General features: G+C 59.9%; 14 protein-coding genes and 1 pseudogene. 9 read left to right on the top strand and 6 right to left on the bottom strand.

Annotation, left to right across the window (positions count from 1 at the left end; all coding sequences use genetic code 11):
* The first annotated feature begins 20 nt into the window (after positions 1–20).
* The 3 genes from A8B82_RS19485 to A8B82_RS19475 are packed head-to-tail and all read left to right on the top strand — an operon-like array spanning position 21 to position 2,836.
* Positions 21–1,115: an ABC transporter ATP-binding protein gene (locus A8B82_RS19485; protein WP_067296323.1), complete on the top strand. Its 1,095-nt coding sequence runs from the start codon at positions 21–23 to the stop codon at positions 1,113–1,115.
* Positions 1,108–1,971, top strand: a complete 864-nt coding sequence (locus A8B82_RS19480) for an ABC transporter permease (protein WP_443069349.1) — start codon at positions 1,108–1,110, stop codon at positions 1,969–1,971. Before A8B82_RS19485 ends, A8B82_RS19480 begins: the two co-directional genes overlap by 8 nt.
* Before the next feature lie 10 nt (positions 1,972–1,981).
* On the top strand, positions 1,982–2,836 hold the full coding sequence (locus tag A8B82_RS19475; protein WP_067296317.1) for an ABC transporter permease: 855 nt from the start codon (positions 1,982–1,984) through the stop codon (positions 2,834–2,836).
* 52 nt (positions 2,837–2,888) lie between these two features.
* Here A8B82_RS19475 and hemE read toward each other — a convergent pair whose 3' ends face one another.
* Positions 2,889–3,929 carry a uroporphyrinogen decarboxylase gene (gene hemE / locus A8B82_RS19470; protein ID WP_067296314.1) on the bottom strand — a complete coding sequence of 347 codons (1,041 nt, stop codon included), beginning with the start codon at positions 3,927–3,929 and terminating at the stop codon, positions 2,889–2,891.
* 97 nt (positions 3,930–4,026) lie between these two features.
* Here hemE and hemC point away from each other — a divergent pair, with 97 nt between their 5' ends.
* From hemC to A8B82_RS19455, 3 genes are all read left to right on the top strand, one after another.
* Positions 4,027–4,974 carry a hydroxymethylbilane synthase gene (hemC, locus tag A8B82_RS19465; protein WP_067296312.1) on the top strand — a complete coding sequence of 316 codons (948 nt, stop codon included), beginning with the start codon at positions 4,027–4,029 and terminating at the stop codon, positions 4,972–4,974.
* 246 nt (positions 4,975–5,220) lie between these two features.
* Complete coding sequence (locus A8B82_RS19460) at positions 5,221–5,721, top strand: hypothetical protein (protein ID WP_067296310.1); 501 nt, start codon at positions 5,221–5,223, stop codon at positions 5,719–5,721.
* 3 nt (positions 5,722–5,724) lie between these two features.
* On the top strand, positions 5,725–7,260 hold the full coding sequence (locus tag A8B82_RS19455) for a glycosyltransferase family 2 protein (protein WP_067296308.1): 1,536 nt from the start codon (positions 5,725–5,727) through the stop codon (positions 7,258–7,260).
* A 14-nt stretch (positions 7,261–7,274) separates the two neighbouring features.
* On the opposite strand, the gene A8B82_RS24705 is transcribed toward A8B82_RS19455, so the two are convergent.
* From A8B82_RS24705 to A8B82_RS19435, 5 genes and pseudogenes are all read right to left on the bottom strand, one after another.
* The gene (locus A8B82_RS24705) at positions 7,275–7,397 is read right to left on the bottom strand and encodes a hypothetical protein (RefSeq protein WP_268873845.1); all 123 of its coding nucleotides are present in this window, start codon (positions 7,395–7,397) and stop codon (positions 7,275–7,277) included.
* 61 nt (positions 7,398–7,458) lie between these two features.
* On the bottom strand, positions 7,459–8,364 hold the full coding sequence (locus tag A8B82_RS19450; RefSeq protein ID WP_082899388.1) for an IS5 family transposase: 906 nt from the start codon (positions 8,362–8,364) through the stop codon (positions 7,459–7,461).
* Positions 8,365–8,502: 138 nt separating this feature from the next.
* Positions 8,503–8,649 (bottom strand): annotated as a pseudogene (locus tag A8B82_RS19445) (IS6 family transposase); the annotation flags it as partial.
* Positions 8,650–8,665: 16 nt separating this feature from the next.
* Positions 8,666–9,565, bottom strand: coding sequence for a sugar kinase (locus A8B82_RS19440; RefSeq protein ID WP_235604740.1), 900 nt, complete (start codon positions 9,563–9,565; stop codon positions 8,666–8,668).
* A gap of 26 nt (positions 9,566–9,591) precedes the next feature.
* Positions 9,592–10,317: a GntR family transcriptional regulator gene (locus A8B82_RS19435; protein WP_067296300.1), complete on the bottom strand. Its 726-nt coding sequence runs from the start codon at positions 10,315–10,317 to the stop codon at positions 9,592–9,594.
* Between the two features lie 163 nt (positions 10,318–10,480).
* On the opposite strand from A8B82_RS19435, the gene uxaC reads away from it, so the two are divergent.
* The 3 genes from uxaC (at position 10,481) to A8B82_RS19420 (ending at position 13,478) form a co-directional block, all read left to right on the top strand.
* A complete protein-coding gene (uxaC, locus tag A8B82_RS19430; protein ID WP_067296297.1) occupies positions 10,481–11,887 on the top strand; it encodes a glucuronate isomerase in 1,407 nt (468 codons plus the stop codon).
* 25 nt (positions 11,888–11,912) lie between these two features.
* On the top strand, positions 11,913–12,893 hold the full coding sequence (locus A8B82_RS19425; RefSeq protein WP_067296294.1) for a TRAP transporter substrate-binding protein: 981 nt from the start codon (positions 11,913–11,915) through the stop codon (positions 12,891–12,893).
* Positions 12,894–12,956: 63 nt separating this feature from the next.
* On the top strand, positions 12,957–13,478 hold the full coding sequence (locus A8B82_RS19420; RefSeq protein ID WP_067296291.1) for a TRAP transporter small permease: 522 nt from the start codon (positions 12,957–12,959) through the stop codon (positions 13,476–13,478).

The raw sequence follows: 13,478 nt of genomic DNA, 5'->3' as shown, positions 1-13,478 counted from the left end.
ATTTTATTGAAGGCCCTCCTATGTCCGAAACCCCCGACCTCGAATGCCGCGACATTTGCAAAAGCTTTGATGATTTCAGGGCGGTGGACAACGTCAGTTTCGCCGTCCCGCAGGGCAAGTTTTTCTCCATCCTCGGGCCGTCAGGCTGTGGCAAGACCACGCTGCTGCGGATGATCGCGGGGTTCCAGAAACCCACCAGCGGTGATCTGCTGATCAAGGGGCGGTCGGTGGTGGATGTGCCGCCGAACAAGCGGCCCGTGTCGATGGTGTTTCAGCACCTTGCGCTGTTCCCGATGATGAACATCGGGGCCAATGTCGGTTTCGGGTTGCGCCAGCGCGGGGTGAACAAGACCGATGTCAAGAAACAGGTCGAGCGGGTGTTGGAGCGTGTGGGCCTTGGCGGGGTCGCGGACCGCGCTGTCAGCTCGCTGTCGGGTGGCCAGAAACAGCGCGTCGCCATCGCCCGCTGCATGGTGCTGGAGCCGGATGTGCTGTTGCTGGACGAACCCTTGGGCGCGCTGGACCTGAAGCTGCGCGAGCATATGAAGATCGAGCTCAAGCAGTTGCAGTCGGAGTTCAACACCACCTTTGTCTATATCACCCATGACCAGTCCGAGGCGCTGGTGATGTCCGACCAGATCGCGGTGATGAACAGGGGCGTGTTCGAACAGGTCGGTACGGCGAAAGAGCTGTATTATGAACCGCAAACGGCTTTTGTGGCCGGTTTCGTGGGCGAGGCGAACAGGTTTGCCGCCACGGTCGAGGAGACCGGCGACGGCACGCTGACCCTGCGGACCGACGCGGGCAGGATGCTGACGGGTGTCGCGGCGGGGCAGGGGCTGGCCAGGGGCACAGCGGCGCAGGTGTTTGTCCGGCCCGAAGCGGTGCGCCTGTCGCGGGCGCCGCAAGATGCAACCGGCAACGCAGGCGAGGGGACGGTGCAAAGCGTGCTGTTCAACGGGGCCAATTCGCAGGTGTTGCTGCGCGACGGGCAGAGCGGCGCAGAGATCAGCGTGGCCTTGCCGCAGACCGGCGAATTCCGCGACCTGCAACAGGGTGATGCCGTTCATTTCTGCTGGAGCCCCGACCAGACGCGGGTCTATGCCGATGGCTGACCGGTCGAAACTGACATTCTACCTGCTGCTGGCCCCGCTGCTACTGTGGCTGGTGACGCTGATCATCCTGCCGCATGTGGGCATGTTCATCGTATCCCTGCGCGAAAAGGTGGGGGTGCGGGAATATGAGACCAGCTTTGCCAATTATGCGGTATTCTTCAACGAACCGCTGTATTGGAACACTTTCGCGCGCACGGCCTATATGTCGGTTGCGTCGACCGTGCTGACCCTGCTGATCGGCTTTCCCATCGCCTATTACATCGCCAAGCTGACGCGCGGGCGCAGCAAGACCACGCTGTTCCTGATGTGCCTGATCCCGTTCTGGGTCAGCGAATTGGTGCGCACATTCGGCTGGATGATCCTGCTGCGCGAGACGGGGATATTCTCAAGCCTGCTGCAATATGTCGGGCTGGCCGATGCGCCGGTGGAGATGCTCTACAACGATGCGGCGATTATGGTGGGGCTGGTCTATACTTCGATGCTGTTCATGGTGGTGCCGCTGGTCACGACACTGGACAGTCTGGACGACAGCCTGATCGAAGCGGGCTATGACCTGGGGGCCAGCGGCATCGCCATCCTGCGCGAGATCGTGATCCCCCATGCCATGCCGGGCATCGTGTCGGGCTGCATCGTGGTGTTCATGCTGAGCCTTGGCAATTACCTGACCCCGATCCTGCTGGGCGGGAAGGACAGCCTGTGGTTCACCGGGTTGATCTACAGCCAGTTCATCACCCGCTTCAACTGGGAGCTTGGATCGGCCTTTGGTTTTCTGCTGCTGGGGCTGTCGTCGCTGATCGTCTTTGTCGGCCTGAAACTGACCCGGCAGTCGCTGGGCAAGACGATGGCCCAGACATGATGAGGCGGATATGATTACCGGCATCCCCCAAAGCGGCGCGTTCAAATGGACCTATCGGGCCTATGTCGCGCTGTTCTTTATCTTCCTGGCGCTGCCGCTGGTCACTGTCTGTGTCTTTGCCTTCAACGATTCCGTGTTTCCGTCGCTGCCCTGGGAAGGGTTCACATGGGCATGGTTCTTTGGCGATGAGGCACCCTATATCGGCGTCTTTCACGAACGGCCCATCCTGCGGTCCATCGTGACGTCTGGAATCGTGGCCTTCTGGGTGTCGGTCCTGTCGGTGGCGGTAGGGACCTGCAATGCCTTCCTGTTCGTGCGCCACGATTTTCCGGGCAAGGGGCTGCTTTATATCCTGATGCTGCTGCCGCTGATCATTCCGGGCATCATCCTTGGCATTTCGATCCTGGTGTTCTCTTCCTCTGTTGCGAATACGTTGGAGGACGCAACAGGCCTTTGGTTCGACGGGCTGCGCCCCGGTCTGATCCTGGTGGTACTGGGGCAGTTTTCGTTTATCACCACCTTTGCCACGCTGGTGATCTCTGCCCGGCTGCAAAAGTTCGATCCGGCGCTGGAAGAGGCGGCGCTGAACCTTGGTGCGACCCGCTGGGGGGCGGTTCGGGCGGTTACTTTGCCGTTCCTTTATCCGGCGATGGGGGCTGCCGGGGTGGTGGCGGTGTTGATGAGTTTCGAGAATTTCAACACCACCCTGATGCTGGTCGGATCGGACGCGCCGCTGACGATCACCATGTTCGACCGGCTCAAGCTGGGATCGACACCGGTGTTGAATGCGGTGTCCCTGCTGCTGATCGTGGTGTCCGCGCTGCTGGGGCTCGCGTCCCTGCTGTTGGAGAAACGGCAGGATTGAGAGGTGAGGATATGTGGCGCCGGGCCATTGCCTGCCCGGCTTGCGCCTCATATCATCCCCGGCCCTCGCGGACCGTGTCGATCATCAGCTGCACATTTTCGGGGTCGGCGTCGGGTGTGATGCCATGGCCAAGGTTGAAGATATGCGGCCCGCCCGACAGGGCCTTGACGATGCGGCGCGTCTCGCTGACCAGCGCGTCGCCGCCAGTGACCATGTGAGAAGATTTCAGGTTGCCCTGCACGCAGCCTTCGGTCTGGACATGGGTGGCGGCCCATTCGGCCGTAACCCCGTCGTCAATCGCGATACATTCCGCGCCAATGGCCTTGTGCGCGCCCGCGTAACGGGCATCGGCCCCGCGCGGGAAGGCGATGATCGGCACGCCGGGGTGCATCTCGTGCAGGGCGCTGGTGATGCGTTGCATCGGCTTCACCGAGAAGGCGTCAAAGTCCGCCCCTTGCAGCGACCCGGCCCAGCTGTCGAAAATCTTGACCACCTCCGCGCCCGCCTTGATCTGTTCAGAGAGATAAAGGACCGTCGCTTCGGTGATCTTGTCCATCAGCGTCTCGAACACGGGGCGGTTTTCCGCTTTCAGCGCATGGGCCGGGCCCTGATCCGGCGTGCCACGACCGGCGATCATATAGGTGGCCACGGTCCAGGGCGCGCCGGCAAAGCCGATCAATGTGGTTTCTTCCGGCAGGCCCTTGGACAGGAGGCCAACTGTCTCGTAGATCGGGCTCAGCGTGTCATGGATGGCTTCGGCGGGTTTCAGGGCATCGACTTCGGCCTGTGTCGTGATGGTGGACAGGCGCGGTCCCTCGCCGGTGACAAACCACAGGTCGGCCCCCAGCGCCTGCGGCACCAGCAGGATGTCGGCAAAAAGGATCGCCGCGTCAAAGCCATAGCGGCGGATCGGCTGGAAGGTGACCTCGGCGGCGAGTTCGGGATTGTAGCAAAGAGACAGGAAATCCCCCGCCTGGGCGCGTGTCGCCTTGTATTCCGGCAGGTAACGGCCCGCCTGCCGCATCATCCATATGGGCGGGACCGGAAGGGTTTCGCCTGCCAGCGCGCGCAGGATGGTTTTTGTCTTGCTCATGGGGGTACTCTTTGATGGAAGTGTTTCATCTATCATGCTTTTTCAACGGGGGAGAGACAAGAGTTGTCAGCCCGTTAATGCAAATGTACGAAAGGCCATGACCATTGATTTGCCCACCCCGCAGAACCCCCTGAACATCGGCACCCGTGGTTCGCCGCTGGCGCTTGCGCAGGCGCATGAGACCCGCGAAAGGCTGGCGCAGGCCTTTGATCTGCCGCTGGAGGCCTTTACCATTGTCGTGATCAAGACAACGGGCGACAGGATCATCGACCGCCCGCTGAAGGAGATCGGCGGCAAGGGGCTGTTCACCCGCGAGATCGAAGATGATCTGCTGGCAGGCCGGATCGACATCGCCGTGCATTCGATGAAGGACATGCCGACACTTCAGCCGGAGGGGCTGGTGCTGGATACCTACCTGCCGCGCGAGGACGTGCGGGATGCGTTCATTTCGCCCCGTGCAAAGGGGCTGGCCGATCTGCCTGCTGGCACGGTGGTGGGGACCTCCAGCCTGCGGCGGCGGGCACAGTTGAAACTGCGGCGGCCCGATCTTGAGGTGGTGGAGTTTCGCGGTAATTTGCAGACCCGGCTGATGAAGCTGGATCAGGGAGTGGCAGAGGCGACGTTTCTGGCGATGGCCGGATTGAACCGGCTGAAGATGGAGGAGGTTCCGGCGACCGCAATCGAAGTGGAGATGATGCTGCCCGCCGTGGCGCAGGGCGCCATCGGGATCGAGCGTCGGGTTGATGACAGGCGCCTGTCGGACATGCTGGAAGCGATCCATGACCGGACCACCGGCCAGCGGCTGGCGGCGGAACGGGCCTTTCTGCTGGAACTTGACGGTTCCTGCGAGACCCCCATCGCCGGGCTGGCCGTGCTGGAGGGTGCCACGCTGCACCTGCGCGGCGAGGTGCTGCGCCCGGATGGGTCCGAAGCACTGGATGACGCGATCAGCTGCCCGGTGGAGGATGGCGCGAAAGCGGGGCAGGAGATGGCGCGCAGGCTGCTTGCGCAGGCCGGGCCAGGGTTCTTTGACTGGCGGGCGTGAGGGTTAACGCGCCGGATGACCCGACGTCCTGCAACCGCAGTGCGGGAACATAGGCGCTGTGACTTCCGTTACAGTTGTGTAATATCAAACCACGGCAACGTGCTCTTTTGAAGAAATACAAGGAAGAGGGAATGCACCGACCTGATCGCGATGCAGCGATGGTCACTGTTGGCCATTGCAATTTCTGCCGATATAAAGCATCGCCGGAAACCCAAAGGCAGCGGCGTTGTTGTAGTGAGTAAGGTAATGGCATCAAAGCTCGATCGGTATCTCGTTGCGGAGCGGCGTCCGGCCTACCGGCCGGTGGTGGCCGTGGACAAGGATGGTGGCTATTCGGCGGAGGATGTGAACCGTCTGTTGCTGGATGCGGAACACATCTTTGAAGCGCAGCTGCGCAAGGTAGAAGGTCAGATGCGGGCCTTGCGCGAAACGCTGGCGACCCGCGAAAACGAATTGGCTACCCTTGCCAACCTGGCGGATCAGCGCGGCAGCGCGGCAGAGGCGGAACTGACCGCCCGTGCCCTGCGGCTGGACGGACAGGCGGGCGAGATTGCAAAGCTGGACGCGGCATTGAAAGCCGGAGCGGAAGCACTGGCGCAGCAGAAAGACAACAACGCCCGTGAGGCCCAGCAGCAGGCCCAGCAGATTGCCGAGCTTGAACAAACCCTGTCCGACATGCGATCAAGCCGATCCTGGCGTCTGACGCGGCCGCTTCGGCGGCTGGCCGGTGGCAAGGGGCGGGAATAGGCAATGTCACAGGACCCCATCAAGATCATCGAAGACAGCGCGTTTTTCGATGGTGGATGGTATCGCCGGACCTACCCTGATGTCACCTTGTACGACCGATCGGCGGCACATCACTATGCGGTCTATGGGGCGCAGATCGGCCGTGACCCCGGACCGGACTTCAGCACCGCAGCCTATCTTGCCCGCAACCCGGAGGTGGCTGAAGTCGGGCATAACCCGCTGTGGCACTACGAGCTTTATGGCAGGCACGAGGGCAGGGAAACATCGCCGAGCCTGTTATTCGACAGCGCCCAGCCCGATCCGGTGATGCAGTCGCTGATTGACCGCAGCGCAGCAGAACCGCTGCCCGCTGCCGCGCAGGAAACCCTGCAAAAGACATTTGCCGCCAGGTTGGATCAGCGGCCCCATCGGTTGATGACGGAATTCGACCATGTGGCGGCCAGGCGGTTCGTGAATGCGCTGAGCGCGCAGCATGATGCAGAGCTTGTGGCGCGGAACACGACCGTCAGCGTGATCATGGCGACCTACAACCGTGGCGCGACCTTGACGCGTGCGGTGCGGTCCGTGCTGGGCCAGTCGCACCATAACCTGGAACTCATCGTGGTGGACGACGGCAGCACCGATTTCACCGCCGATGTGCTGCGGGGTCTGTCAGCCGATTCACGGCTGATCTGTTGTCACACTGAACATGCCGGGGTTTCTGCCGCCCGTAACGCAGGTCTGGGCCAGGCATCGGGCGAGGTGATTTTTTATCTCGACAGTGACAACCTGTGGACGGCGGATTTCCTGCGCCTGATGCTGGCCGCGCTGGTGACCTCGGGGGCGCGATGTGGTTATGCCGCGAGTCTTTTGCTCAACCGGGAGGGCGCGGTGGCAGGCTACCGGGGGGAACCGTTTGACTGGGCGCATTGCATCGACGGAAACTATGTGGACCTGAACGTGTTCTGCCATCGCGCCGATATGATGCGCGAATTTGGCACCTTCGATGGCCAGTTGCGGCGCATGGTCGATTGGGATCTGATCCTGCGCTACACCAGCGGGAACCAGCCGGTCTATTGCCCTTTCATCGGGTGTCTTTATTCAGACGACGCGCAGGACAAGACGCGGATTTCGACGTCAAAGCCCTATATTTTCGAACGGGTTGTCTCCTACAAGAACGCGCGCGGCTATGCCACGATTGCCGACACGCTGGCCGATCTGCGGTTTTCCATCGCGATCAAGCAGTCGGGCACGCCAGCGGGCGACACGACAAAGGCCCTTGTTGCCGAGCTTGAGAAACGCGGCCATCGCCTGCAGGTGGACGGGCCGGATACATGGGGTGCACGGCATCCACATCAGAATGAGGTTGTGCTGATCCTGCCCGACGCATCGGACTACGTGCCCCATCCCGAACAGTTCAATCTGGCTCTTGGTGTGGTCGCGGATGACCGGGACGATGTGCAGTGTGCCGTCGACGCTTTGGACCGCGACGCTGCAGAAGTTGCCGATGACATTGAGGCGCGGGTCAGCGCATATTTGGAATTTCGTAGACCAGCTTAGAATGTGCCGAAGTTTCAGCCAATAACTACCTCATTGTTTTCTAATAGGATTCGGACTTTAAAGTAGCGCGCACCCGTCGCCTGCATTTGTTGCAACCATTCAGAAATGTCAATGGTTTCGCAAAGCAGAAATGTCATCAAGGGGGCCTTGTTGCACAGATCGGCCGCAACTGGGAACGCGCCCTACCCCAAACGGCATTCATGCGGTGCGTTCAAAACTTGGGCAGCCAAGTCCGGTTATCCGATTGAGAACCCGGACGCCAATCTTGGCCTCTGTTTTCTGATTCTCGAAGTTTCGTGCCTTCAGCTTGGGCCCAATAACTGTATTCCAGCGGCCCATGAGAGTTTCACCTCGGCTGCGTTGATTGTAGCCAGTGGCTTTCTGCCAGGCCATCCGCCCGCGGGCTGCGATCTCGGTGATATGGCAGTCCCGTGCCGTCGGATCTTTGGCCGCATTGGGGCTCAGTATTGCGTTTTTGGGAGGTGGGATCGTGACCTCGATCGTAGATCCGAACCGAGCGGCAAGCAATTCAGATGTTGGTTCTCCGTCGTAAGCTCCATCTGCGAAGAACAGATCAACCGGTCCGTCGACTTGATCCAACAGGTCTGGCAGCGCCGTCGGATCGCCGACGTCACCCTTGGTTAGATCACAGCAGACGATCTCGCCGCTGACAAGATCAAGACCGAGGTGGAGCTTGCGCCAAGAGCGCCGTTTGCGTTTGGTTTTATGCTTTTGCTCAAGCCATTCACCCTCGCCGAGGATCTTCAGGCCGGTACTGTCGACGACCAGTTGGATTGGTGCGCGCATGGTCGGGTTTTGCGTTTCTGCCAAAGTCAGCCCCTTGCCCCGGCGCGACAAGGTGGAAAAATTAGGCACTACGATCACAATACCCAGCATTTTCGCGATGGAGCGCATCAAGCCTTGGGTTTGACGAAGTGGTTGTTTGAAAACCACGCCCAACGTCAGACAAGTCTCAATCGCCAGATCAGAGTAGCGTGACTGCCCGCCTCGCGTCGTTCGGCGCGGCACCATCCACAACCCAAGCGCATCATCGCTGATCCAGACAGTCAGATCACCGCGCCGCTGTAGACCTTCGTTGTACATAGCCCAATTGGTCACCCGGTGCTATTGCTTTGGGATATTGTCACGACGACCGTCGTTGAACTTGTGCGGCATTTACAGCATCCTGAATGGAACAGGCCGCATCAATATCAACGGAACGGCGATCCGTGCAACAAGGCCGCTTACGATGATGCCCCGCGCGGCAAGTAGATCCTCGACATCGCGTAGGCTCAAGGGAAACCGAAAATAAGACCAGACCGCATAGGCAATGATCTCTGGCGGGAGACGGTGGCCCTTGAAGGCACCGGAATGTTTGGCTTTTGCCATGCCGGTCGGTACGATTTCAGATCACGCCCCGCAAGTTGACGATGCCGGTAGCTTGCGGGACCAAAGCACCTCGCGAACGGATGACTTTCCCGGCCAATACTGCACCAGCCGCAGCCGCTTCGGTTTCTGACGCGCCTTGCAGGAGCGCGGCAAGATAGCCCGCGTTGAAACTGTCCCCTGCGGCGGTCGTGTCGACCACAGTGTCGATCTTTTCAGGGCTGATCGTTGTTATCGTGTCGTCTGCATGAATGAGGATCTCGGCCGGTCCATTTTTGACGAGTACAGTTCGCGCTCCGGCCTTCGCGTAGCGCGCGGCGGTTGCGGCGCTGTCGGCATCGCCAAACCATTCTGCTTCGTCTTCGTGCGACGGCAAACTGATCGAGCTGACAGCCGCCGCCTGCATAATCGCGCAGGTCATGTCTTCCTTCGAGCCCCAAAGCTTGGGGCGCAAGTTCGGATCGAAGACCACGGTGCCGCCTGCGGCTTTGAAAGTAGCTAAAACAGCTAGGATTCGGGCGCGATCACCCTCTGGCAAGATTGCTATGGTAATTCCGGAAAAAAAGGCGACATCCGCACCCTTCAGCGCGCTCTTCAGCAGCGTATCGTCTTGTGCCAGCGTCCGTGCGGCGCTCTGCCCGCGCCAGTAGTTGAAGCTGCGTTCGCCATTGTTCAACTGGACCATGTAAAGCCCGACTGTTCGGTCGGCGCGGCGTGTGATGTGGTCCGTGCCGATGCCTGCTTGCTCCAGAAAGCCCAGCATCTGATCCGAGGCGCTGTCGATGCCCACGGCTGTGAAATAGTCGACCTGATGATCGGGGCCAAGAAGGCGGCGCAGATACCACGCGGTGTTCATCGTATCGCCCGCGAACCCCATCTTGTAGGTGTCGACAACGGCCGTAGGGGCCATTTCGACCATACATTCACCAATCGCGAGAATACGTGTCATTCGGCGCCGTCTGTGAACCAGTTGTGGTTTTCCGCTTTGATCTTGGCGATGAGATCGTCGATCCGCGATAAGTGTTGCACAAAGGCGGCCGCCGCGTCTTCGGGTTTGCGTGTGATGATCGCGTCAAGGATGGCAATGTGTTCGTCGAGCGCGAGGCGCTGCGACGTCGCGTCGAGCGAGAGCATGCGGATGCGGTCCATATGCCCCTTGCTGTCGTAGATCAGGTCCCAGACAAAGCCGACACCGGACTGGACGCAGATTTCGCGGTGGAACGCATCGTCAAGGGCATGAAAACGTCGCTTGTCATTTGCCGCTACGGCGGCTCGTTGTTGCGCGATCAGTGCGTTCAGCGCGTCAATTCCTTTTGGGGTGATGACCTCGCACGCGGTGCGACAGGTGTGCACCTCAAGGGCGATGCGGATGAATTTGGCGCGCAACACGTCGCGTTCCGAGATCAGGCTGACCATTGTGCTGGCTTGTGGGCGGATATTGAGGAAGCCGAGCTTTGCCAGGCGTTTGAACGCCTCGCGCACGGGCTGCCGCGACACACCCATTTTCTTTGAAACATCCGCTTCGGAAATCTTGGTTTGGGGTGGCAGTTCGAGCGTCAAGATGCGTTGCTGCAAGGCGTTGAAAACTTGATCGGAAACAGTGGGTTGCGGGGCAGGCTGGATAACCGGCAGCGACACTTCCCTGATGTCGGATAAAGCTGTCTGATCCATCACGTATTCCTCCCTCGGCGTGCTAGCGCTTGATGACATTCTGGCGGATTGCAGGGTAAAATGCAACTAGGATATTAGTTGACAAGGTAATTTTGATAAACTAGGATATCAGTTAGGTTGGCAGCATAGGAGGTGCGGTCAAGCGACCAAACGGGGGGTCAAAATGCCACTTCTTGATGAAAGCCGCTTGTTTCCAACGGACCCGACCGTTCGGGCCTTGGCGCGGGACCTGTACGAGATGATCAAGGATTTGCCCATCATCAGCCCGCACGGTCACACGGACCCCCGCTGGTTCGCCGAAAACAAGGCGTTTTCCGATCCGGCGCAATTGCTCGTCACCCCAGATCACTATGTTTTCCGGATGCTTCATTCGCAGGGGGTTGCGCTTGAGGATCTGGGCGTTCCGCGTGTGGACGGCGGACCTATTGAGCAGGACAGCCGAAAGATCTGGCGTCTGTTTGCCAGCAGGTATCACCTGTTTCGTGGCACGCCGTCGCGCATCTGGATCGATCATGTGCTGCAAGAAGTCTTTGGCGTGACGGAACGCTTGTCGACGCATTCCGCCGATGCGATCTACGACCAGATTGATGCCTGCTTGAAAACCGAAGCCTTCCGCCCACGTGCGCTGTTCGAACGGTTCAAGATCGAAGCGATTTCCACCACTGAAAGCGCCATCGACGATCTGAATTGGCACAAGATGATCCAGGACAGCGGCTGGTCCGGCAAGGTCGTGACGGCCTACCGCCCCGATGCAGTGGTCGATCCCGAATTTGATGGCTTTGCCGACAACGTCGCGAAAATGGGAGAGATGGCGGGCGAGGATGCCACCACATGGACCGGCTATCTGGCGGCCCATCGCAACCGCCGCGCATTCTTCAAATGCTTCGGGGCCACGTCATCAGACCATGGTCATCCCACCGCGCGCACCGAAGATCTGGACCCCTCAGCGGCTGCTGCCTTGTTCGATAAGGCGCTTCAGGGCAAATGCAGCGCGGACGAGGCGGATTGCTTTCGCGGTCATATGCTGACCGAGATGGCGCGCATGTCGCTGGATGATGGTCTGGTCCTGCAAATCCACCCCGGCGCCGCGCGCAACCATTCCGCAAGCATTATGGGCCGGTTTGGTCGCGACAAAGGGTACGACATCCCGACGCGCACCGATTATGTGACCGCCCTGCGCCCGCTTTTGAATGCCGTGGGCTGCGAACCAGACCTGACCGTCATCCTGTTCACGTTGGACGAGACATCTTATGCCCGCGAACTGGCCCCTTTGGCCGGCGTCTATCCGGCGCTGCGCCTTGGCCCGCCGTGGTGGTTTCATGACAGCTACGAAGGGATGATGCGGTTTCGTGAGATGACGACGGAGACCGCAGGGTTTTACAACACTGTCGGATTTAATGACGACACCCGCGCGTTTTGTTCCATTCCCGCCCGCCACGATGTGGCGCGTCGGGTTGATTGTTCGTTCCTTGCCAATCTGGTCGAAACCGGCCGACTGGACAGGGACGAAGCATCTGAGGTCGCGCACGACCTTGCATATCGGCTTGCAAAACAGGCCTACAAGCTCTGATGAGCAATTTCTGGGAGGAAAAATAATGACTTACACGAAAACTCTGGGGGCCGCTCTGTTGGCGAGCGTCGCCTTGGCATCCAGCGCATTTGCCTGCGAAATCACGTTCCGGTCGTCGGACACACACCCCGATGGCTATCCAACGGTTGCCGCAGTTGACGCCATGGGCGACATGCTCGAAGAGCGGTCCGACGGACGTCTGTGCATCGAGGTGTTCCACTCAGCCCAGCTTGGCGAAGAAAAAGACACAATCGAGCAGACCCAGTTCGGCGTGATCGACATGAACCGCGTCTCGCTTGGACCGTTCAACAACATCATCGAAGAAACCCAAGTACCGTCGTTGCCCTATATCTTCCGGTCGGTTGACCATATGCACAAAGTCATGGACGGCCCCATCGGCCAGCAAATTCTGGACGCGTTCAGTGCTCATGATCTGGTTGGTCTGGCGTTTTACGACGGCGGCTCGCGCAGCTTTTACAACTCCGAAAAGCCGATCAATTCGATGGCAGATCTCGCGGGCATGAAGTTTCGCGTGATGCAGTCGGACATGTTCGTTGACATGGTTGCGGCCCTTGGTGCCAACGCCACGCCGATGCCTTACGGCGAGGTTTATTCCAGCATCCAGACCGGCGTGATCGACGGGGCGGAAAACAACTGGCCGTCCTATGACAGCTCGGGTCATTTCGAGGTTGCCAAATACTACACGCTTGACCAGCACCTGATCGTGCCGGAAGTTCTGGTGATGTCCAAGTCGAGCTTCGACAAGTTGTCCGCCGAGGATCAGGAGATGGTCCGCCAGGCCGCAAAGGACTCCGTTCCGCTGATGCGCGAGTTGTGGAACGCCCGCGAAAAGGAATCCGAAGCCAAGGTGCGTGAAGCGGGCGTCGAGATCGTGACCGACATCGACAAGACCCCCTTCATCGAGGCGATGAAGCCGGTTTACCAGAAATACGTGACCTCGGACAAACTCAAGAAAATGGTCGAAGACATTCAGGCGACCGAATAAGCCTCACCCGGCCCGCCTCCGCTTTCGGGGGCGGGTCAACTTCTTGCTCAGGGATCGCCAGTTGTGACCAACCGTATGACCTCCGTTGCCGTGGCCACCGGCCGCCTGTCTCGCCTCGCCCTATGGGTCGCGGGGGGCGGGCTGGTGTTGATGACCGCGCTGATCGCCGCGCAGGTCTTCTGGCGCTACATCCTCAACGACAGCCTTGTCTGGACCGAACCTGCATCGGTCATGATCATGGGCTGGTTCATCTTTCTCGGCGCCGCCGTGGGCATCCGCGAGGGATATCACCTGTCCTTCGACGTGGTCCTCTATCTGCTGCCGCAACGGGCCAAGCTGGTGCTGTTTTCGGTCTCCGATTTCTTCGTGACGAGCTTCGGGGCGGGCATGATCTGGTACGGCTGGCAGCTTGCCGCAAAGACCGCCGGCAACAAGCTGCCCAGTCTCGGCATATCGGGGGCTTTCGATTTCATACCTATCGTCGCCGGGGGCATTTTGATCGTGATCTTCTCGGTCGAGCGCATGGTGCGCCGTGCCGCAGGCCTGCCGACCGCTCGCTTCGGCGATGACCCGATAGAGGATTGA

The sequence above is a fragment of the Sulfitobacter sp. EhC04 genome, from assembly GCF_001650875.1.
Classification (GTDB): domain Bacteria; phylum Pseudomonadota; class Alphaproteobacteria; order Rhodobacterales; family Rhodobacteraceae; genus Sulfitobacter.
This window is presented reverse-complemented; position numbering and strand designations above follow the sequence as displayed.

Excerpts from the sequence above, each read along its gene's own strand:
- A8B82_RS19485 (WP_067296323.1), top strand. The coding sequence starts at position 21 with ATGTCCGAAACCCCCGACCTCGAATGCCGCGACATTTGCAAAAGCTTT.
- A8B82_RS19450 (WP_082899388.1), bottom strand. The coding sequence starts at position 8,364 with ATGTACAACGAAGGTCTACAGCGGCGCGGTGATCTGACTGTCTGGATC.
- uxaC (WP_067296297.1), top strand. The coding sequence starts at position 10,481 with ATGCCACTTCTTGATGAAAGCCGCTTGTTTCCAACGGACCCGACCGTT.
- hemC (WP_067296312.1), top strand. The coding sequence starts at position 4,027 with ATGACCATTGATTTGCCCACCCCGCAGAACCCCCTGAACATCGGCACC.
- A8B82_RS19475 (WP_067296317.1), top strand. The coding sequence starts at position 1,982 with ATGATTACCGGCATCCCCCAAAGCGGCGCGTTCAAATGGACCTATCGG.
- A8B82_RS19460 (WP_067296310.1), top strand. The coding sequence starts at position 5,221 with ATGGCATCAAAGCTCGATCGGTATCTCGTTGCGGAGCGGCGTCCGGCC.
- A8B82_RS19435 (WP_067296300.1), bottom strand. The coding sequence starts at position 10,317 with ATGGATCAGACAGCTTTATCCGACATCAGGGAAGTGTCGCTGCCGGTT.
- A8B82_RS19455 (WP_067296308.1), top strand. The coding sequence starts at position 5,725 with ATGTCACAGGACCCCATCAAGATCATCGAAGACAGCGCGTTTTTCGAT.
- A8B82_RS24705 (WP_268873845.1), bottom strand. The coding sequence starts at position 7,397 with ATGACATTTCTGCTTTGCGAAACCATTGACATTTCTGAATGGTTGCAA.
- A8B82_RS19440 (WP_235604740.1), bottom strand. The coding sequence starts at position 9,565 with ATGGTCGAAATGGCCCCTACGGCCGTTGTCGACACCTACAAGATGGGG.
- hemE (WP_067296314.1), bottom strand. The coding sequence starts at position 3,929 with ATGAGCAAGACAAAAACCATCCTGCGCGCGCTGGCAGGCGAAACCCTT.
- A8B82_RS19425 (WP_067296294.1), top strand. The coding sequence starts at position 11,913 with ATGACTTACACGAAAACTCTGGGGGCCGCTCTGTTGGCGAGCGTCGCC.
- A8B82_RS19480 (WP_443069349.1), top strand. The coding sequence starts at position 1,108 with ATGGCTGACCGGTCGAAACTGACATTCTACCTGCTGCTGGCCCCGCTG.